This window comes from Photobacterium sp. GB-50, from assembly GCF_003026755.1.
GTDB lineage: Bacteria > Pseudomonadota > Gammaproteobacteria > Enterobacterales > Vibrionaceae > Photobacterium.
This window is the reverse complement of record NZ_PYNX01000009.1, coordinates 1-20,591: the sequence shown is the minus strand read 5'-3', so window position 1 is coordinate 20,591 and position 20,591 is coordinate 1. Positions and strand designations below refer to the sequence as shown.

25 protein-coding genes are annotated in these 20,591 nt (G+C 42.7%); 16 read left to right on the top strand and 9 right to left on the bottom strand.

The window, feature by feature from the left end; translation table 11 throughout:
- Positions 1-3: 3 nt before the first annotated feature.
- The gene (locus C9J41_RS12760) at positions 4-792 is read left to right on the top strand and encodes a DUF1338 domain-containing protein (protein WP_107294664.1); all 789 of its coding nucleotides are present in this window, start codon (positions 4-6) and stop codon (positions 790-792) included.
- 55 nt (positions 793-847) lie between these two features.
- Here C9J41_RS12760 and C9J41_RS12755 read toward each other — a convergent pair whose 3' ends face one another.
- Together C9J41_RS12755 and crp are read right to left on the bottom strand one after the other, a co-directional pair.
- Complete coding sequence (locus tag C9J41_RS12755; RefSeq protein WP_008988108.1) at positions 848-1,030, bottom strand: hypothetical protein; 183 nt, start codon at positions 1,028-1,030, stop codon at positions 848-850.
- 188 nt (positions 1,031-1,218) lie between these two features.
- Positions 1,219-1,851, bottom strand: a complete 633-nt coding sequence (gene crp, locus C9J41_RS12750) for a cAMP-activated global transcriptional regulator CRP (RefSeq protein WP_005371802.1) — start codon at positions 1,849-1,851, stop codon at positions 1,219-1,221.
- Positions 1,852-2,230: 379 nt separating this feature from the next.
- Between crp and C9J41_RS12745 the strand changes: the two genes are divergently transcribed.
- Complete coding sequence (locus C9J41_RS12745) at positions 2,231-2,635, top strand: OsmC family protein (RefSeq protein WP_107294663.1); 405 nt, start codon at positions 2,231-2,233, stop codon at positions 2,633-2,635.
- 69 nt (positions 2,636-2,704) lie between these two features.
- Here C9J41_RS12745 and C9J41_RS12740 read toward each other — a convergent pair whose 3' ends face one another.
- The 4 genes from C9J41_RS12740 to C9J41_RS12725 all read right to left on the bottom strand — a co-directional run bounded on the left by C9J41_RS12740 (position 2,705) and on the right by C9J41_RS12725 (position 6,419).
- Positions 2,705-3,574, bottom strand: coding sequence for a phosphoribulokinase (locus C9J41_RS12740; protein ID WP_005371800.1), 870 nt, complete (start codon positions 3,572-3,574; stop codon positions 2,705-2,707).
- A 181-nt stretch (positions 3,575-3,755) separates the two neighbouring features.
- Complete coding sequence (locus C9J41_RS12735) at positions 3,756-3,971, bottom strand: YheU family protein (protein ID WP_005371799.1); 216 nt, start codon at positions 3,969-3,971, stop codon at positions 3,756-3,758.
- Positions 3,972-4,031: 60 nt separating this feature from the next.
- Positions 4,032-5,003: a hydrolase gene (locus tag C9J41_RS12730; protein WP_107290821.1), complete on the bottom strand. Its 972-nt coding sequence runs from the start codon at positions 5,001-5,003 to the stop codon at positions 4,032-4,034.
- A 12-nt stretch (positions 5,004-5,015) separates the two neighbouring features.
- Positions 5,016-6,419: a PLP-dependent aminotransferase family protein gene (locus C9J41_RS12725; protein ID WP_107207508.1), complete on the bottom strand. Its 1,404-nt coding sequence runs from the start codon at positions 6,417-6,419 to the stop codon at positions 5,016-5,018.
- Between the two features lie 178 nt (positions 6,420-6,597).
- On the opposite strand from C9J41_RS12725, the gene C9J41_RS12720 reads away from it, so the two are divergent.
- Entirely contained in the window at positions 6,598-7,197 is a 600-nt protein-coding gene (locus C9J41_RS12720) for a LysE family translocator (RefSeq protein WP_107294662.1), read from the top strand.
- Between the two features lie 78 nt (positions 7,198-7,275).
- Here C9J41_RS12720 and C9J41_RS12715 read toward each other — a convergent pair whose 3' ends face one another.
- On the bottom strand, positions 7,276-9,198 hold the full coding sequence (locus C9J41_RS12715) for an ABC transporter ATP-binding protein (RefSeq protein WP_107207510.1): 1,923 nt from the start codon (positions 9,196-9,198) through the stop codon (positions 7,276-7,278).
- A 229-nt stretch (positions 9,199-9,427) separates the two neighbouring features.
- Here C9J41_RS12715 and kefG point away from each other — a divergent pair, with 229 nt between their 5' ends.
- From kefG to slyD, 4 genes are all read left to right on the top strand, one after another.
- Positions 9,428-10,018, top strand: coding sequence for a glutathione-regulated potassium-efflux system ancillary protein KefG (gene kefG, locus C9J41_RS12710; protein WP_107207511.1), 591 nt, complete (start codon positions 9,428-9,430; stop codon positions 10,016-10,018).
- Positions 10,008-11,813: a glutathione-regulated potassium-efflux system protein KefB gene (gene kefB, locus C9J41_RS12705; protein WP_107247120.1), complete on the top strand. Its 1,806-nt coding sequence runs from the start codon at positions 10,008-10,010 to the stop codon at positions 11,811-11,813. Before kefG ends, kefB begins: the two co-directional genes overlap by 11 nt.
- A gap of 35 nt (positions 11,814-11,848) precedes the next feature.
- On the top strand, positions 11,849-12,058 hold the full coding sequence (locus C9J41_RS12700; RefSeq protein WP_107207513.1) for a YheV family putative zinc ribbon protein: 210 nt from the start codon (positions 11,849-11,851) through the stop codon (positions 12,056-12,058).
- Positions 12,059-12,140: 82 nt separating this feature from the next.
- A complete protein-coding gene (gene slyD / locus C9J41_RS12695; RefSeq protein WP_107207514.1) occupies positions 12,141-12,704 on the top strand; it encodes a peptidylprolyl isomerase in 564 nt (187 codons plus the stop codon).
- A gap of 73 nt (positions 12,705-12,777) precedes the next feature.
- Here slyD and C9J41_RS12690 read toward each other — a convergent pair whose 3' ends face one another.
- Positions 12,778-12,999, bottom strand: coding sequence for a SlyX family protein (locus C9J41_RS12690; protein WP_005371779.1), 222 nt, complete (start codon positions 12,997-12,999; stop codon positions 12,778-12,780).
- A gap of 8 nt (positions 13,000-13,007) precedes the next feature.
- Positions 13,008-13,985, bottom strand: a complete 978-nt coding sequence (locus C9J41_RS12685; RefSeq protein ID WP_107247122.1) for a WD40 repeat domain-containing protein — start codon at positions 13,983-13,985, stop codon at positions 13,008-13,010.
- Between the two features lie 191 nt (positions 13,986-14,176).
- Here C9J41_RS12685 and fkpA point away from each other — a divergent pair, with 191 nt between their 5' ends.
- The 9 genes from fkpA to C9J41_RS12640 all read left to right on the top strand — a co-directional run.
- Complete coding sequence (fkpA, locus tag C9J41_RS12680) at positions 14,177-15,031, top strand: FKBP-type peptidyl-prolyl cis-trans isomerase (protein ID WP_107207516.1); 855 nt, start codon at positions 14,177-14,179, stop codon at positions 15,029-15,031.
- Between the two features lie 184 nt (positions 15,032-15,215).
- On the top strand, positions 15,216-15,938 hold the full coding sequence (locus C9J41_RS12675; protein WP_005371773.1) for a transcriptional regulator: 723 nt from the start codon (positions 15,216-15,218) through the stop codon (positions 15,936-15,938).
- Complete coding sequence (gene tusD, locus C9J41_RS12670) at positions 15,935-16,327, top strand: sulfurtransferase complex subunit TusD (RefSeq protein ID WP_107292503.1); 393 nt, start codon at positions 15,935-15,937, stop codon at positions 16,325-16,327. Before C9J41_RS12675 ends, tusD begins: the two co-directional genes overlap by 4 nt.
- A gap of 10 nt (positions 16,328-16,337) precedes the next feature.
- Positions 16,338-16,694: a sulfurtransferase complex subunit TusC gene (gene tusC, locus C9J41_RS12665; protein WP_005371769.1), complete on the top strand. Its 357-nt coding sequence runs from the start codon at positions 16,338-16,340 to the stop codon at positions 16,692-16,694.
- A 7-nt stretch (positions 16,695-16,701) separates the two neighbouring features.
- Entirely contained in the window at positions 16,702-16,995 is a 294-nt protein-coding gene (tusB, locus tag C9J41_RS12660; protein ID WP_107207518.1) for a sulfurtransferase complex subunit TusB, read from the top strand.
- Between the two features lie 176 nt (positions 16,996-17,171).
- Positions 17,172-17,546 (top strand): 30S ribosomal protein S12, encoded by a 375-nt coding sequence (rpsL, locus tag C9J41_RS12655; protein ID WP_004399892.1) that lies wholly within the window; start codon positions 17,172-17,174, stop codon positions 17,544-17,546.
- A 95-nt stretch (positions 17,547-17,641) separates the two neighbouring features.
- Entirely contained in the window at positions 17,642-18,112 is a 471-nt protein-coding gene (gene rpsG / locus C9J41_RS12650) for a 30S ribosomal protein S7 (RefSeq protein WP_005371760.1), read from the top strand.
- Between the two features lie 89 nt (positions 18,113-18,201).
- A complete protein-coding gene (gene fusA, locus C9J41_RS12645) occupies positions 18,202-20,307 on the top strand; it encodes an elongation factor G (RefSeq protein WP_107207519.1) in 2,106 nt (701 codons plus the stop codon).
- A 100-nt stretch (positions 20,308-20,407) separates the two neighbouring features.
- On the top strand, positions 20,408-20,591 hold a 184-nt coding region (locus C9J41_RS12640; protein ID WP_233217677.1), incomplete at its 3' end, for a GTP-binding protein.

Sequence of the window (20,591 nt, the reverse complement as noted above, 5' to 3'; positions counted from 1 at the left end):
AGCATGGAACAATTATTTACCGCGTTATGGCAAGATTATACTCAGCGATTATGCCCTTCAGCGCTGAATATTCGGCAATTACTTACCGAAGATGCGCCACTTAGAAATGATCATATTGCGTTGCGTACTTTTGCACTACCGAAATGTGGTTTAGCAAGATTAGCGGCCCCTTTTATTGCGGTAGGTTATAAACCCAAAGGTCGATATCATTTCAAAGCGAAAAAGTTATATGCAGAGCACTTTGAACATCCCGATCCTGCTGCGCCTAAAGTATTTATTAGTGAACTGCAATTAGGATTATGTTCAACAGAGTTACAAACAGAAGTACGTCAGCTTGTCGATCAAGTTGATGATGCTTATTTTGCTGATCCTGCTTTTCTTTCTCAAGGTAAACCATGGCAATTAAGCCGTGATAGTTATCAGTTTTTAAATGCAGAAAGTGAATATGCAGGGTGGGTGGCAGCGCATGGTTTTGGTGCTAATCATTTTACTATTGATATTAATCAGCTTGAGCAATTTAATGAAATTTCTGAAGTGAACCATTTTCTCGAATCAAGTGGTTTTGACATTAATCAGGCGGGAGGTGCGGTAAAAGGCGATCCTACTGTGATGTTAGAGCAATCAGCAACCATGGCTGATAAAGTCATGGTCACGTTTTCTGATGGTGAGATGTTGGTCTCTGGCGGATTTTATGAGTTTGCTAAACGTTATTTACAGCCTGATGGTGAGATTTATACCGGATTTGTTGAAGCTTCGGCAGATAAGATCTTTGAAAGTACTTATAACTCTTGAACAGTGTAAACAAGGCAATAAAAAGCAGCCAATTGGCTGCTTTTTTTTAAATCTGTTAATTATCGAGGGGCGATCCCCAAATACCACTGTCTTCAACAGGACAGCGACGTAAACCTGTTTGCTGTTCTAAATAACAACGACGGTCACTAAAGCCTGTCATCTCAATAGTTGTAGGTTGAGGAGCGATAGCACCAGGTACAGTGGTGTAGCTATTCGGGGCAAAACGTTCAATATCCATATAAAAACCAAAAAAAGATGAACTCCATTCATTGCTTGAATTTAGCATTTAATTTGAGCAATACAAATTAATTAATGGCATTAATGACACACTTTTTAAAGGTATTTATGGGGGGATTATTAATCAATAAGAAATAAAAAAGCCGCAACAGTGTGCGGCTTTTTTCGTACGGTTAAAGACGTTAAAAATTAACGCGTACCGTAAACAACAATCGTCTTACCGTGAGCAGAGATAAGGTTCTGCTCTTCAAGCATTTTCAGAATACGACCCACTGTTTCACGAGAACAGCCAACAATTTGACCGATTTCTTGACGAGTGATCTTAATCTGCATGCCATCAGGGTGCGTCATTGCATCTGGTTGTTTTGCAAGATTTAGCAATGTCTGTGCGATACGACCTGTAACGTCTAAGAATGCCAAATCACCTACTTTCTGGCTTGTCACTTGTAGGCGACTTGCCATTTGAGCAGATAAGCGCATCAGAATATCAGGGTTAACCTGAATTAACTGACGGAATTTTTTGAATGAAATTTCTGCTACTTCACAAGGACTTTTCGCACGAACCCAAGCAGTACGCTCTTGATCTTCTTCGAATAAGCCAAGCTCACCAATAAAGTCACCTTGGTTTAGGTAAGAAAGGATCATCTCCTTACCTTCTTCATCCTTGATTAGTACAGCAACAGAACCCTTCACAATGTAGTACAACGTTTCTGCTTTCTCACCTGCGTGGATCAGCGTACTTTTCGATGGGTACTTGTGAATATGACAATGGGAAAGAAACCACTCTAAAGTTGGATCTGTTTGCGGTTTACCTGGAACCATATTACTAACTTCCTCTGCATTTGTTGCCCAACAGCATTGGTTTCTTTTCTAACTTTTATCACGAGAAAAAAAACTGCCTACTGATAGGGTATCCATTCAGCCGCTGGGCTGCAAGCTAACTTGAATAAGTTAGAGTGTATCCTTTTTCTGCGCCTTTTTCTTGATATTGATCTAGTAGATTCGTTCATTTCATATGGATAACTGTGCACAGGATCACAATGCGGCGAGATAATTTTAAGTGGTGCGATAAGTAATGATTATTACGACGATTTTTAGAGAGGAAAAAAGTTGTTATTAAGGCGGAGAATTAGGATTTACATTCATTATTTAATCAATAAGACTAGAGACAATTATTGGGCGTTTGAATAAGGATTAAGCGATGCAGTCCCGAGTAAAATGGGTAGAAGATATGACTTTTTTAGGTCAATCTAGCTCCGGTCATAGTGTAGTCATGGATGGTAATGGAGGGGATAAAGCTCCAAGTCCAATGGAATTGGTATTAATGGCGGCGGGAGGGTGTAGCTCAGTAGATGTTGTCAGTGGTTTACAATCCCAAGCGCAAAATATTGTGGGTTGTGAGGTTCTTATTTCAGCTGAGCGTCGAGAGCAAGCGCCACGTTTGTTTACCGCAGCCAATTTGCATTTTATTGTTTCAGGTTTTGATTTAAATGAAACCTTAGTGGCTAACACCATTGCTGATTCTTTAGAGAAATATTGCTCTGTATGCTTGATGATTGCTGAAAAGGTTAAGTTGACTCATTCGTATGAAATCATCACTGCTTAATAATGATTGAGATGAAAAAGGTTGGTGTTTGTGCCAACCTTTTTTCTATTTATTTTCGTTTGTGCAAACTTAACTGATTTTCCCTGTATTAATCAGTTTCTCGATAAGGGGGCGCATGATCAATTCCATTGCAAAACTCATTTTTCCACCAGGGACGACAAGCGTGTTATGACGTGACATAAATGAGCCTTGGATCATGGAAAGTAAATACGGAAAATCGACATTATTTAAACCGCGAAATCGGATCACAACAAAGCTTTCATCTAAGCTTGGGATCCCTTTGGCACTCACCGGGTTTGAGGTATCAACGGTTGGTACACGTTGAAAGTTGATATGTGTGCGTGAAAATTGCGGAGTTAAATAATTTAAGTAATCGTCCATGGAGCGAACGATTGACTCCATCACCGCTTCGCGAGAGTGCCCTCGATCTCTCGTGTCACGAACAATTTTTTGGATCCACTCCAAGTTAACAATGGGTACCATTCCAATAAGAAGATCAACATGCTGTGCGACATGGATCTCGCCATCGACAACCCCACCATGTAAGCCTTCATAAAAGAGTAAATCAGTGTTTTCTGCTAACTGTTGCCACGGAGTAAACGTTCCGGGCATTTGGTTGTAGGGTACGGCTTCGTCAAATGTGTGTAGATAACGGCGAAAGCGGCCAGTGCCATCTTCACCATATTGTTTGAAAAATTGCTCTAATTGGGCAAAGTCATTGGCTTCTGAGCCAAAATAGCTGATATGTCGACCTTGCTCTTTAGCTTTGCGGATCTCAGTGTCCATTTCAGGGCGGGTATAGCGATGGAAGCTATCGCCTTCTAGCCATGCCGCATTAATGTTCATCATATTGAACATCTTTCGGAATGCTTCAGAAGTCGTCGTGGTTCCTGCTCCTGATGAACCAGTAACTGCAATAATAGGATGTTTTGCAGACATGACTAACCTTGTCGTTGTTGATTATCGAAAGATAAATGAGAAAGCAGGCAATAATAAAATTACCTGATCGGGCAACAATGCTACTACAAGTTAACAGGGATGTCGGGATTGAAAAGTGAAACTGCTAGCGGAGGCAAGTTTTGAGTCGTAACTCTCTGGGCACGACTCACATTAATAAAACTTATTGCAACTGATTGCGTAATTTTATGTCGACAGATTCATGCAATTCAGAAAATACAATCACAGCATCACCGGATTTCAGTTGCTGCATCACGTAATTCACTTTGTTTTCTAAGCTCATTTCAACTTCACCGTAATCAGTGCCTTCACGTAGCACAAATTGTTCAATCAGGTTAGTCAGTGTTTCTGGGGCGATATCTTGCCAAGGAATGATCATTTTATGTCTCGTCGACTGCGTTACTGATACGCGCAGTATATGATAAAAATATCACTAGCCCTATTGAGGAGTGGTGAGTTTGGTTTTAAACCATGTTGGAACGCTGTGTTCGAGCCAAAACGTCGGTTTAAAAATAGAACCACTAACGAACCCAACATGGCCACCTTTTTCATATAAGTTGTAGTCGATATTACTCGGCAATGGTTGTGATGGGATCACCGATTCGGTCATGAACGGATCGTCTTTGGCATGGATAATCCGCAGTGGTGTACTGATCAAGTTGAGCTGTTGAAGGCCACTACAACGTTGATAATAATCGTCAGCATCAATAAAACCATGGAGAGGAGCGGTAATGTGCTGATCAAATTGCCATACCGTATTTATCGCAGCTAATTGCTGGTGGGTGATGGGCATTTTATCTTGATGAAGTGTTATTCGTTTTGCCATTGTGCGCTTCATCGAGTTGAGTAGATATTGCTGATAGATCTTAGAAAAACCTTGTTGAATACGTGCCGAGCATGAGGCTAAATTTAATGGGGGAGACACCGCTTGAGCGGCAACGAGATCACTGTCGTCACCATATTTTGCAAGATAGTTAATCAGCATATTACCGCCAAGGGATACTCCCACTGCGATAAAAGGCCGTAGGGGGAATTGCTCACGTAACCATGTAATGAAAAAGCGTGCATCACTGACTTCACCTGAGTGATAACCTCTAGGTTGACGGTTTAGCTCACCGCTGCAGCCTCTAAAATGCATCATAACCCCAAGCCAACCTTGTTGTTTTGCAGCATATAATAGTCCATTGGCATACGGACTATGGAAGCTGCCTTCTAAACCATGGAATAGGATCATTAATGGTTTGCTATCGTCTGTAGGAGCTTCTGTCCAAGCGAGATCAAGAAAGTCATCATCAGGCGTGGTCAGTCGTTGCGTCACAGGTGTGAATAGTGGCTGGCGACGAACAAATCGCGGTAATAAGGTTTGAATGTGTGGATTTTGTAACCCTGATGCTGGCGTAAATTGAGACATGAATATCCTCTGTTACAGCGAAAAATGGGATAAAGGGGGGTGGCGTAATAACTCGGCAATGGTTTTTAAGCCAAAGATCAATTGCTGTTGGTTTAGCGGTGAGCTAATGGCGAGCCGTACTGCTGGTTGAATATGATTACCTCTAGGAGTAAATAATTCTGCTGATTTAACTATGACTCCACGGGCTGTTGTTGCCGCCATAAAATCACTTAAGCGCCAGTCTTCTGGTAATTGCAGCCAAACATGAAAACTATAAGTCTGGGTTGTAATGGCAAACTCACCAAGGTATTGCTGTACCAATAATTGCCGTTGTTGTATTTCAGTACGAACGGTCGTTAATACCCGATCGGCATCACCTTGAACAATTAATTCACAAGCGATAGCAGAGAGCAGTGGGCTGATCATTAAGCTGTGGTTATAGAGTGCTGCACTTAGATGTTGCTGCCACTGTTTCGGCACTTGGATGTAACCTAAGCGAAGTCCTGGTGCGAGGCATTTTGATAACCCTCCGATGTGGATTACATGTTCAGGTGCTAGGTTGATTAAAGGCGGTGGCGGTGAGGGCGGCAGTAATCCGTTGACGTCATCTTCCGCAATTAACACATTATGCTCACGACACACGCTAATCACTTCTTCACGACGAGAGAGCGGCATTGTTACCGAAGTTGGGTTTTGCTGGGTTGGTGTTAAATATATTAGCCGTGGTTGGTAGAGTTCACAGGCCGATGCGAGACTGGCAGGGATCACCCCATCTTCATCCATCTCAACACTTTTTAGGGTAATACCATGTTGACGAGCAAGGGTTAGAAAGCCGGGGTAGCAAAAGTGTTCGACTAACACGGTATCACCAGCACGACAGAAAATACTCAGCAATAATTCCGCAGCATGTTGTGCGCCTGAGGTGAAATACATCTGCTCTGATGAAACATCAATGCCTTTTTGATTTAACCATTGGCAAACGATATGACGATGATTATCGATCCCTTGTGGTGGCTGATACAACATCATGTCATTTAATTGCGAGGGATTAGCACTAATTTTTGCCATCGCTTTGCTTATCATCTCACTGCGATCAAATCGCGGAGGAATGTTATAGCCGAAATTACATTCTTCAGTCTGTAACTCTTCTAATTGATAGATCCAGTGATGGTTTTTATTGTTATCACAGACATACGTCCCAGCCCCAATACGTGCTTCGACAAGATGACGTCGTTCCGCTTCTGCATAAGCACGTGTCACTGTACCGACGGTAACCTGTAATTGATCGGCAAGTGCGCGGTGTGTGGGGAGTTTCTCCCCAATTGCGATGTCACCTTGCTCGATAGCTCGTGCAATTCCATCTGCAATTTGACGATAAAGTGGTTCTTTAGTTTTAGCGATAAGTTGGATATTTAATAACTTTTTCTCGATTGTCATGGTGACAATAAATCCTTTGATCTTAATAACTTCCCTTGTTAGGTTAAATTGTGCGCACAAAACAACCGTATTGCCAGAGATTTTTTATGTTGTCGCGAAATAACTAAAATTGTATCGGTACAATTTCGTGGGAGATGATCTGGATAGTTTTATTTCTATCGTTTATTAAGGAAAGTGTGTGGAAGGATCAACAATCATCTCAGTTATTTTATTTGCCATATTAATGACAGGCACGCCGGGGCCTAACAATATGATGGTGACCGCCTCTGGAGCAAACTTTGGTTATTGGCGTAGTGTTCCGCATATTACGGGGATCAGTGTGGGTATGGCGAGCATGATCAGTTTACTGGCGGCAGGGCTCGGCATTATTTTTGAACGTTATCCTATGGTTCACGAGGTATTAAAAGTTGTTGGGTGTACGTACTTATTGTATTTAGCATGGAAAATAGCCACTGCTGGCAGCATGAGTAAAACAGAGCAAACAGTGAAGGCGAAACCGATGAGTGTATTCTCTGCTGCTCTGTTTCAATACGTTAATCCTAAAGCATGGATGATGTCAGCAACGGCAGTAAGCACCTTCGCCGTTAGCGGGGAGCACTATTGGTTATCGATATTAATGATTGTATCGGTATTTTTCGTGGTGGGTTTTGTTTGCGTTTCGCTATGGACTGCAACTGGAGTGGTGATACGTCATTGGCTAACATCAGAACGTCGCACGATTCGGTTTAATCAGACGATGGGAGCACTAACGGCAGCATGCGTGATGATGATTTGGTAGTGGTTGCCCTTTGTTCTAGATAACTAAAAATAACAACGCCAACGAAGTACTCGTTGGCGTTATAGGTGTTAGGCGATATTATTCGGCACTAAATTGAGATTCCATCTCTTCTAATTGCTCTTGTAACTCCATCCAAGCAACTTCTACATCTTCCAAATCCGATTTTGCATCGCCTTGCAGTTTTAATTGCTCATTCATACGGACTTTGTTCTCGGCCTCATAAATACTGCTATCGCTTAATGCGGTTTCAGCATCGGTGATGATGGCATTGAGCTTATCCATTTGCTTTTCAAGCTTGGTGATTTCTTTACGAATAGGGGCTGTTTGTTTACGGAACTCTGCCTCTAAACGTTTTTGCTCTTTACGCGATGCCGCGCTGTTATCTTTGTTGGTTTCAGGTTTTGTTGCTTGTTGATCACGGCGCTCATTACGCTGTTGCTCGGTAAGCCATTTGTGATAATCATTTAAATCACCATCAAACGGTACGACTTGGCGATCATGTACTAAATATAAGTCATCGGTTGTCGCACGTAGTAAGTAACGGTCGTGACTGACAATAACCATTGCACCTTCATAAGATTGCAGTGCCAACGTTAGTGCTTGGCGCATATCTAAATCAAGGTGGTTGGTTGGCTCATCGAGCAGTAATAGGTTAGGACGTTGCCATACAATCAGTGCTAGCACTAAGCGGGCTTTCTCACCGCCAGAAAACGGACCGACTTTTTCTAGTGCTTTATCACCAATAAAACCAAAACTACCTAAATAATCACGGAGTTGTTGCTCGGTTGCTTGTGGCGCAATACGTGCCATATGCTGAACTGGGGTATCATCAAGGTACAAGGTTTCTAATTGGTGCTGGGCAAAGTAACCAATTTTAACCCCTTGCGAATACGCCATATCACCGGCTTTCGCTGGTAAATCACCCGATAGCATTTTTATCAGAGTCGATTTACCGGCACCATTTCGACCAAGTAGGCCAATACGACTACCAGGAACAAGATTCAGGCGAATTTTTTCTAAAATCAGTAAGTCGTCATAACCTGCGGCAACTTGATCCATCATTAAGATTGGGTTCGGCAGAGCACTTGGCTCGCGGAATTCAAAACTGAATGGGTTATCAAACTGAGCCGGTAACACTTTTTCCATACGTTCGAGGGCTTTAATACGACTTTGCGCTTGGCGTGCTTTACTGGCCTTGTAACGGAAACGTTCAATGTATGACTGCATGTGCGTCATTTGCTTTTGTTGTTTCTGGTACATCGCTTGTTGTAGCACTAGTTTTTCGGCGCGTTGTACTTCAAACGATGAATAGTTACCGGTGTAACTGTGCATGGTTTGATTTTCAATATGGATAATGCGGTTAACCACAGGATCTAAGAAATCGCGGTCATGGGAAATTAACACCAAGGTACCACGGTAGCTTTGCAGCCATTTTTCCAGCCACATTACTGCATCTAAATCTAAGTGGTTAGTTGGCTCATCGAGTAGTAGCAGATCAGAGCGGCATAATAGCGCTTGAGCAAGGTTAAGGCGCATACGCCAACCACCCGAAAATTGAGTTAGGTTCCATTGCATCTGGTGCTGTGAAAAGCCGAGGCCGTCAAGTAATTCAGCCGCACGAGCATTGATACTATAGCCACCAATGGTGTCCATTTTACCGTGAAGCTCTGCGACTTTAGTACCATCATCAGCTTGTTCTGCGGCAAGGAGTTGGCGTTCAAGTTCACGGTATTCACGGTCGCCATCAATGACATACTCAATAGCTGCGCGCTCTAACGCTGGTGTCTCTTGAGCAACCCATGCCATTTCCCAGTTACTCGGAAATTGGCAGTTGCCAGCATCTAAGCTGAGTTCATTTTTCAGTAAAGCGAACAGGGTCGATTTACCACAACCGTTTTTACCGACAAGACCGACTTTGTCGCCCGGGTGGATCGTTGAAGTGGCGTTTTCAAGTAATACTTTGCCACCACGTAGAAGTTGGATATCTGAAAAGATAATCATCAATATTGCCGGGGTCTTGCCCGCTCCACTAAATAAACTGGACTTATGGGCAGAAGTCTAACTCAAACAGCGCAGAGTGGCTAACATCTCTCTATTGCTTTAGGTTACGTTTTGCTGAACAAATGATAAACAAAAGATCATGTTTGTTAACAATTAGGTATGATGGAATAATACTGAGCAAGTCCTTATTGTTGCACATGATGAATATGAACGATTGTCAAAGGATGTTATGACACGACAAAACTTACCATCAATTCTCATTATTTTTGCTCATCCTGATCCTGATGAGTCCGTTGCTAATCGCGCAATGTTGCAAGATATTGAGCTATTAGGTCACGTTACTGTGCATGATTTATATGCCACGTACCCCGATTTCTTTATCGATGTTGTCGCAGAGCATGAGCTGATCGCGAGTCACGACATCATTATTTTCCAGCATCCGCTCTATATGTATTCCTGCCCATCATTGTTGAAAGAGTGGTTTGATAGAGTGTTAAGCAAAGGCTTCGCTCACGGTGACGGTAATGAAACCGTGGGTAAATATTGGCGCTCGGTGATCACGACTGGCGGTGGAGCAGAAGCTTATAGTCCGGATGGTTATAACCGTTATGGTATTGATACCATTTTAAAGCCATTTGAAATTTGTGCTGATCTTTGCCAAATGCATTGGTTACCGCCACTTATCTTGCACTGGGCAAGACGCGTCACGCAGGATGAATTAAACCAACATGCACGCGCATACCAATCATGGTTAGCGAACCCTTTGATTATTGAGCCTCGAATTAGCTTAACGAAGAAGGAGACCAACAATGACCAATGATTTCCTTGTTCTAAGTGTGGTTTTTTTGGCCGCAGCTATTATTGCCGTCCCTTTGGCGCAAAAGCTTGGCTTAGGTTCAGTGTTAGGCTATTTGATTGCGGGTATTGCCATTGGCCCTTGGGGCTTAGGCTTGATCTCCGATGTTGATGCTATCCTCCATTTCTCTGAATTTGGCGTTGTGTTGTTACTGTTTCTGATTGGTTTAGAGCTTAATCCGAAAACACTGTGGCAAATGCGTAAACCCATTTTAGGGTTAGGTGGTGGGCAGGTGGTGATCACCAGTGGGGTTATTGCCGTAGTGGTTATGAGCCTTAATGGCTTTTTACCTTCGCTGACGTGGCGTGATTCAGCCGTGATTGGCATGGGGCTGGCGTTATCTTCAACAGCAATTGCACTACGTGTAATAGAAGAGCAGCAATTATCAGGAAGTGAAACGGGGCAATCGGGTTTTGCGGTACTGCTATTTCAAGATATAGCGGTGATCCCAATGCTTGCTTTACTCCCAGCTCTCGCTGGTGGTAAAGGGGGGAGTTGGAATGATGCATTCTGGATGTTAGGGGGTATCGCCGTACTCCTTGTCGGTGGACATTTTTTACTTCGTCCACTGTTTCGTTATGTGGTGATGAGTGGTGTTCGTGAACTGTTTAATGTTGCGGCATTACTGTTAGTGCTTGGTATTGCATTGATTATGCAGGCGCTTGGATTATCCATGGCGTTAGGGGCATTCTTAGCGGGGGTGCTATTAGCTGAGAGCGAATATCGCCATGAATTAGAAATTGCGATAGAGCCGTTTAAAGGGTTATTACTGGGGCTGTTTTTTATCTCAGTGGGTATGGCGGTAAATATTGGGTTACTGTGGCAATATCCATTACAGATTTTAGCCGCGGTATTAGCATTAATCGCAGTAAAAGGCATCGTGCTCTATCTTTTAGCCCGGATATTTGGCGTAAGAGAAAAGTCACGTAGTCAGATGGCGGCGATTTTAAGTCAGGGTGGTGAGTTTGCGTTTGTCTTGTTTACTGCCGCTCGTGCTGAAGGTTTACTCGATGCGCAATTATTAGCTTTCTTGCTGGTGGTTGTAAGTATATCAATGATGACAACGCCGCTCGTATTAACGCTTCAAAATCGCTGGTTTGTGCGAAGCTTCAAAGCGAGTGAGCAACCTGAGCCAGAGTCGGATATTGTTGATCGTGCCCCCCGTGTCATCATTACAGGTTTTGGACGCTTTGGACAAGTTATAGGACGATTACTGTTTGCTAATAAAATTAAAGTAACCGTACTTGAGCGCGATCCGAGCCAAATCCAATTTTTACGCAAGTTCGGTTATAAAGTTTTTTACGGTGATGCTACTCAGTTAGATTTGCTCCGCGCAGCAGGGGCAGATAATGCGGAAGCAATTATTATCTGTACTGATGCACCGACAGAAGTCATGGAAGTGGTGGCTATGTGTCAGCAACATTTCCCGCACTTAAAAATATTAGCGCGGGCGAGAAGTCGTGTTGAAGCGCATCAATTACTAGGTCAAGGCGTTGAATGTTTCTCACGTGAAACTTTTGCTGGTGCTCTTGATTTAGGTCGCCAAGCCCTCATATCTTTAGGTATGCATCCGTATAAAGCGAAACGTGCTGAGGCACATTTTCGTAAAATAGATACACAAGCCTTACGGGACCTATTGCCGCAGCATAGTGAAGACGTCAATTTAGCATCAAGGCAAAAAGAAGCCCGTAAAGAGTTAGAAGAAATTTTCGATCGTGAAATGCGAGGTGAGGAAGAGCGCCATCATGGTTGGGATTAAGCTAGCGCTTGTGTGATGATCAAGGAAAGAGCAGGATGATAAAAAAACGATTTATCGCAGGGGCTGCATGCCCTAGTTGTCAAACCATCGATACTTTACGCTGGTGGCAACAAGATGATGTTGAATATGTCGAGTGTGTGGCTTGTGATCATGCAGATACACGGGTGCCACAATCGGTACAAGAAAGTGAACAACTTTCGTCAACGACCAAACAACAAGTGATAGGTGTTTTCAAACCTGACTAATACGGAATTAGCATCATTGCCATATTATCCTGTATGATGTCGAGCAAAACTTATCACCCCAAGCTCAAATTTTGGAGTAAACATGAAAGTCGCTAAAGACACAGTAGTAAGCTTAGCTTACCAAGTGAAAACTGAAGATGGTGTAGTTGTAGATCAATCAACAGTTGAAGCTCCACTTGATTACCTTCACGGTCATAACAATCTAATTCCTGGCCTTGAAGCAGCGCTTGAAGGTCATGTAGCTGGCGACAAGTTCGAAGTAACTGTTGCTCCTGCTGACGCTTACGGCGAGCACATGGACGAAATGGTTCAACGTGTTCCTGCAAACGTATTCCAAGGTGTTGATGAAATTACTGTTGGTATGCGTTTCCTAGCAGATACTGATCAAGGTCCAATCCCTGTTGAAGTAACTGAAGTTGATGGCGATCACGTAGTTGTTGATGGTAACCACATGCTTGCTGGTCAAACGCTAGGTTTTGATGTTGAAGTTGTTGCAGTACGCGCAGCGACTGAAGAAGAAATTGCACACGGTCACCTACATCAAGGTGGTGGTTGTTGTGGCGGCGAAGGCGGTTGTGGCGATCACGGTAACAGTGACGAAGGTTGCTGCGGTGGCGAAGAGAAAGGCGGTTGCTGCTCTCACTAATATCATTTGATGATATCAATAAAAAAGGAAGCTTAGGCTTCCTTTTTTGTTTTCATTTTTTAGTCAAACACGATTAATAGTGTGGCGGCGGAGTTTCTTCCGACTCGCTAGCCATATTTGGTGCTTGCATGCCTTTTACCTTACCCACTAAAAATCTCATCTGAACTTCCATGCGGTCAATCATGAACTGTTGTTTGGTAAGGGCATCATTAAGATCATCAATAGTTTGCTCTTGAAAGGCTTGTTTCATTTCAAGTTCATCAATACGGTGTTGTAATTGTTCAATCTCAGTCATGGTCGTTTTCAATCGGTTGACCAGGCTTGGGCAAATCCAGATGATGATCCAGAGATGACGTTACCTGTTGGGCTAATAGCGACATCATACACCACTGCTGTAGCGGGTCGAGTGTCTTGCTGACGTTCCGCCTTCCAACTACCGATATTTTTCCCATCCGATGTTTGCCATAACTCCACTCGGCGTGAGGGAGTGCCAGTTGCTACCATTGAACCATCATCAGAAAAACGCGCACTCGAAAGGGTTTGTTGGCGAAGGGTAATGTCTAGCTCTGATACTTTCTTGCCGTTGGTTAAATCCCAAATAAAGACGTCATTGGTGCCATCGGCAGTCAGGGCAAATTTTCCATCTCGTTGTAGTGCGACTCGAGTAATGCGACTTTTATGAGGGAAACCATACAAGATTTGTCCTGTTCGGGTATCCCATAAATAGCCATTATGATCATTGCCGCCGGATAGCGCGTAACGGCCATTAGGAGAGAGAGCGACACTATTAACTTTCTCTTGATGAGCTAAAAACTCAAGTCGTCTTCCTGTGCTAATATTGATAAATAAGGCCTTACCATTACTTAGCGCTAATAAGATGTCGTCGCCATTATTGGCAATAGCGACATCTCTAATGGTAGTGTCATCAATCGACCATAAACCTTGTGCTTGGGACCAGCCAAGATCCCAAATAGCAAAATTTTGTGCTGTGGCCGTGATAGCAAAACGTTTATTGTCAGAAATATGGCTACTTATCACCGTACTGTGATGTTGATCTTGAGAACCAAAATCAGCTAACTTTTTGTTTTGATGTAAGTCCCATAGCACGATACCTTGTTCGATTGCAGCAACTATTGCAAAACGACCATCTCGGCTAAGGCTAAAACTGGTTGCACCTTGTGGGGCTAATTGCCAGCGTTGGACTTCTGAGCCAGAAAAGAAACAACCACTCAAGGTCAAAGTGGATAAAAATAAACAAAATGAAAAAAAAGTTTTATACATTAAGCTCTTGTTCCGCTTGCATAGGGTAACTAGTAGAGTAAATTAGTCTGATTAAATAACTGAACTGACATGCTTTTTACAGTTACTTAATCAAATGCTAGTAGTATATTGTTATAACTTTATTTTCATACTCATTCTAAAAAGTACAGTTAAAAAATGAGGCATTGCCTCACTGACTGATGGAGAAATACATGAAACCTGTTCTAAAGATGTCTGTATTGGCAGCAACAATTTTCCTCGCTGTTGGTTGTCAGGATGATAATAAAGCAGACACCAATAAGCCTGCTGAACCTGCGAAAGTAGAGCAGGTTGCTGCTAAGACTCCAGCTGCTGATGCTAAAGTTGAATTTAAAACTGAAAATCAAAAAGCAGCTTATGCAATTGGTGCATCACTGGCGCAATACCTATCAGCCAACCTTGATCAGCAAAAAGAGCTAGGTCTAGACCTAAATCGTCAAGACGTACTTCAAGGTGTTGAAGATGTATTTGCGGGTAAGAGTCGTTTAACGCAAGAGCAAACCCAACAAGCGCTTCAAGAACTTGACCAGCGCGTAGCTAAAATTGTTGAAGAAAAAGCAAAAGCTGAAGCTGAGAAAAACATAAAAGCTGGTGAAGAGTTCCGTACTAAGTTCTCGAAAGAAGCGGGTGTTGTAACAACTAAAACCGGCCTAATGTACAAGATTGAGAAAGAAGGTACAGGTCCAAAACCAACAGCAACCGATACAGTTGAAGTAAATTACAAAGGCATGCTAACTGACGGTACCGTATTTGACAGTTCTTACCAGCGTAATCAACCTGCCACTTTCCCTTTAAATCAAGTAATCCCTGGTTGGACTGAAGGCGTTCAGCTAATGCCTGTAGGTTCAAAGTTTGAGTTTGTTATTCCACCACAACTTGCTTACGGCGCTCAAGCAAACCCAAGCATTCCAGCTAATTCAACATTGGTTTTCCAAGTTGAGCTACTAAGTATTAAAGGTGATAAAACTGCAAAACCTGCAGCGGCACCAGCTGAAAAACCAGCAGCTACAGAGACAAAAACACAATAGTTGAGCAATATTTACCAATAAATATGCTGATAAATATCAAGACCCGACTTATGTCGGGTCTTTTCTTTTTAATTATCTGATAAACTTACTAGCAATATTTTAAATTTTATTGATTCTATTTAATACATAAGTTGAATGTATAAGTCGTATTAATAGTATTGATTGCAACATGGAAGATTGAAAAGTGGTTTCAACTGATAACTTTGGTTCAGAGGTGATGGTCGACAGTGATATCGTCGATAGCCGAATCTTCTCTGAGCATGATTATATTATTCTTCGCTCTTATGAAGCCGTTGTTGATGGTTTAGCAGCGTTAATTGGTCCCTTTTGTGAAATCGTGCTCCATTCATTAGCCGATCTCAACACCTCTGCGATTAAGATTGCTAACGGAGAAAATACCGGCCGTAAAGTTGGCTCGCCAATCACTGATCTTGCATTACGCATGCTACGCGATATTGAAGGTTCTGAGCGCAATTTTTCTCGTGCTTATTTCACCCGTGCTAAAGGTGGTGACTTAATGAAGTCAATCACGATTGCCATTCGTAACGGTGAAAATAATATCATTGGCCTGCTGTGTATAAACGTTAATTTAGATGCCCCTTTCTCTCAAATTCTGCAGTCGTTTATGCCTACTGATGAAGCTAAGCAAGCGGCATCAACCGTTAACTTTGCCAGCGATGTTGATGAGCTCGTTGATCAAACGGTAGAACGTACTATCGAAGAAATTAATGCAGATAAAAACGTATCAAATAATGCCAAAAACCGTCAAATCGTGATGGAGTTGTTTGATAAAGGCATTTTCGATATTAAAGATGCGATTAATCGTGTTGCAGATCGTTTAAATATCTCCAAACACACTGTGTATCTGTATATTCGCCAGCGAAAAACCGAGGATGGTGAGAAGTGAGTTTAACTTACGCTATCGTGGTCAATGGTCCTGCATACGGAAACCAAACCTCACGTTCAGCTTATCAATTTGCAAGTGCATTAATTGAAGAAGGACACGTATTACAACGCGTGTTTTTTTATCAAGATGGCGTGTTAAATGGCTCTGCATTAACGGCACCAGCATCCGATGAATTTGATCTTGTGGCGGCATGGCAAGCATTAGCTAAAACGCATAATGTTGAATTGCAAACCTGTGTGGCTGCCGCATTGCGTCGCGGTATTGTCAGTGAACAAGAAGCAGAGCAAAACCAATTATCTGCTGTCAATCTTGCAGATGGCTTTGAACAGGTAGGGCTTGGTGGTCTTGCTGAAGTCTTGTTAACGGCAGATCGCGTCATACAATTTTAGTGGTATAGATATGAATTCACTGGGTTTTATCTTTAGAACTTCACCACATGGCAACAATAGTGGGCGAGAAGGGCTAGATGCTGTATTGGCAAGTTCGGCTTATACTGAAGAGTTGTCACTGTATTTTATTGATGATGGTGTATTTCAGTTATTAAAACAGCAGCAGCCACAAGCAATTTTAAGTCGAGATTATATTGCAACATTTAAAATGCTTGAACTTTATGATGTTGAAAATATTTATGTGAATGCAGAATCACTCCGTGCGCGCGGACTAACAACAGATGATTTGATCATCGATGTGATTGTTTGTGAACAAGCACAATTAATAGAAAAAATGCATCAATGTCGACAACTTCTTACATTTTGAGGTCGTAATGCTTCATACCGTTACTCGCTCACCCTATCAAAGCCAATCTTTGGCCCAATGTTTAGCATATGTTGCCGCTGGTGATGAAATATTGCTGTTAGAAGATGCTGTGATCGCCAGTTTGGCAAAAAATAATTATTTAAATGTAATAAAAAATATTGGCGTAAAAATTTATTTACTTGAGGCTGATCTCATTGCACGTGGATTACAAGGTAAATGTGATGAGAATCTTAATGTTATTGATTATAAAGGCTTTGTTTCGTTAACCGTTAAGCATGAGCAGCATATGAAATGGGCGTGAATAAGTATGATATTAGCCTTAAAAGTGATAAAAAACGGATTGTTTAAGAAATGATCACTTGATTGATCGTTGGTTAGATCTTGACACCCTAGGGTGCGATGCCTAAAATTTCGCGTCCTCCTGTTGTTGGGAGGCAGATTTTTCACCTTACGAAAGTAATATTCAGGAGCTATTTAATGGCAACTATTAACCAGTTGGTACGTAAGCCACGTGCTAAGCAAGTTGTAAAAAGCAACGTGCCAGCACTAGAAGCGTGCCCACAAAAACGTGGTGTATGTACTCGTGTTTACACTACTACACCTAAAAAACCGAACTCAGCATTACGTAAAGTATGTCGTGTTCGTCTAACAAACGGTTTCGAAGTAACATCATACATCGGCGGTGAAGGTCACAACCTTCAGGAGCACTCAGTTGTTCTTATCCGCGGTGGTCGTGTTAAAGACTTACCGGGTGTTCGTTACCACACTGTTCGTGGTGCACTTGACTGTGCAGGCGTTAATGACCGTAAACAAGGTCGTTCTAAGTACGGTGTGAAGCGTCCTAAGTCTTAATGGATTCCGTTAAGTAAGGCCAAACACTAAAATTATTTAATTTTGAAGAAACTGAAAAGTTTTGGATAACCTGAAGAAGACAACGGAGATAATCCATGCCACGTCGTCGCGTAATCGGTCAGCGTAAGATCCTTCCAGATCCTAAATTCAAATCAGAATTGCTGGCAAAATTCGTTAACATCCTTATGGTTGACGGTAAAAAATCTACTGCAGAAAAAATTGTTTACTCTGCACTAGAAACTATGGCTGAGCGTTCTGGTGAAGAACACCTAGCTGTATTTGAAAAAGCTCTTGAAAATGTACGTCCAGCGGTAGAAGTTAAGTCTCGCCGTGTGGGTGGTTCAACTTACCAGGTGCCTGTAGAAGTACGTCCAGTACGTCGTAATGCACTAGCTATGCGTTGGTTAGTTGAAGCTGCGCGTAAGCGTGGTGAAAAATCTATGGCTCAGCGTCTAGCAGGCGAAATGCTTGATGCGGCTGACAACAAAGGTTCTGCTGTTAAGAAACGTGAAGACGTTCACCGTATGGCAGATGCGAACAAAGCGTTCGCACATTACCGCTGGTAATATAGCTGGTAATACCGCTTGGGCACGGCAGGTTTTCCTGCTGTGCCTAAACCATATTCTAAGGTTCACCTTAGTAAGAGGATACAACCGTGGCACGCAAAACGCCTATCGAGCGCTACCGTAATATTGGTATCTGTGCTCACGTTGACGCCGGTAAAACAACAACGACCGAGCGCATCCTGTTTTATACAGGCCTATCTCACAAGATTGGTGAAGTACACGACGGCGCTGCTACTATGGATTGGATGGAGCAGGAGCAAGAACGTGGCATCACGATCACCTCTGCTGCAACAACCACCTTTTGGCGCGGTATGGACAAGCAGTTCGACGAGCACCGAATCAACATCATTGATACTCCAGGACACGTAGACTTCACCATTGAAGTTGAACGTTCACTACGTGTATTAGATGGTGCTGTTGTTGTGTTCTGTGGTTCTTCAGGTGTAGAGCCTCAGTCAGAGACTGTATGGCGTCAAGCTGATAGATACGAAGTACCACGCATGGTTTTCGTTAACAAGATGGACCGTACTGGTGCCGATTTCCTTCGCGTTATCGAGCAAATTAAAACCCGTCTTGGCGCAAACCCAGTACCTATTCAACTGAATATTGGTGCTGAAGATGAATTTAAAGGTGTAATTGACCTGATCAAAATGAAGGCCATTAACTGGTCAGAAGTTGATCAAGGGACTAGTTTTACCTATGAAGACATTCCTGCTGAGTTATTAGAAGAAGCAGAAGAATGGCGCATGAATTTAGTTGAGTCTGCCGCTGAAGCGAATGACGAACTAATGGATAAATACCTTGAAGAAGGCGAACTGACTGAAGCTGAAATTAAAGCTGGTCTTCGTCAACGTACACTCAACAACGAAATCGTACTCGCGACTTGTGGTTCTGCATTCAAGAACAAAGGTGTTCAGGCAGTACTTGATGCAGTTGTTGATTTCCTTCCTTCACCAACAGAAGTAAAAGCAATTACTGGTGAAGATGAAAACGGTAACCCTGTTGAACGTCACTCAGATGACAATGAACCTTTTGCTGCTCTTGCGTTCAAAATTGCAACAGACCCGTTTGTAGGTACGTTAACATTCATGCGTGTTTATTCTGGTGTTGTAAATTCAGGTGATACTGTCTTTAACAGCATTAAAGATAAACGTGAACGTTTAGGTCGCATTGTTCAAATGCATGCGAATAAGCGTGAAGAGGTCAAAGAAGTGCGTGCTGGCGATATCGCTGCAGCTATTGGCCTTAAATTTGCGACAACAGGTGACACCCTATGTGATCAAAATCATAAAGTGATTCTTGAGCGCATGGACTTCCCTGAACCAGTAATTCAGATCGTTGTTGAGCCTCGTTCAACAGCCGATCAGGATAAGATGGCAATCGCGCTAGAAAAATTAGCGATGGAAGATCCATCTTTCCGAGTAGAAATTGATAATGAATCTGGCCAGACATTAATTTCTGGTATGGGTGAACTTCACCTTGATATCATTGTTGATCGAATGAAACGTGAATTTAGCGTTGACTGTAATGTGGGTAACCCACAAGTTGCTTACCGTGAAAGTATTCGTGGTACAACGGAAGTCGAAGGTAAATTCATTCGCCAAGCTGGTGAAACGGGTGGGCGTAACCAATATGGTCACGTTTGCTTACGATTAGAACCAACTGAGCCTGGTGAAGGTTTCGTATTCGTAGATGAAATCGTGAATGGTAGCGTGCCGAAAGAGTATATCACGGCTGCTGCGATTGGTATCGAAGAACAAATGAAGAGTGGTGTGCTTGCTGGCTACCCAATGGTTGATGTTAAAGCAACGCTGTTCGACGGTTCATTCCACGAAACTGATTCTAACGATATTGCATTTAAAATCGCAGGTTCAATGGCATTAAGACAAGGTGCGCTACAAGCAAACCCTGTATTGCTTGAGCCTATGATGAAAGTTGAAATTACCACGCCTGAGGATTGGATGGGTGATGTTGTTGGCGATCTTAACCGTCGTCGCGGCATGATCGAAGGTATGGACGAAGGCAATGCGGGTATTAAAATTATTCGTGCACAAGTTCCATTATCGGCAATGTTTGGCTATGCAACTGATTTGCGTTCAGCAACACAAGGCCGTGCGTCTTATTCTATGGAGTTTAGCGAGTACGCTGAAATGCCAAAGAATGTTACTGACAAAATTATTGCAGAACGTAACTAATTTCATTATTGCGTCGATGGCTATTGACGCATAAAATACAAACTTCAGAGCCGTCCCCGACCTAGTAGGGGGCGTATCTTAACTAGGAAGGAACACAATTGTGTCTAAAGAAAAATTTGAACGCGTAAAACCGCACGTAAACGTTGGTACTATCGGTCACGTTGACCACGGTAAAACAACTCTAACTGCTGCTATCTGTACTACACTTTCAAAAGTGTACGGTGGTGCTGCTCGTGACTTCGCATCAATCGATAACGCTCCAGAAGAGCGTGAGCGCGGTATCA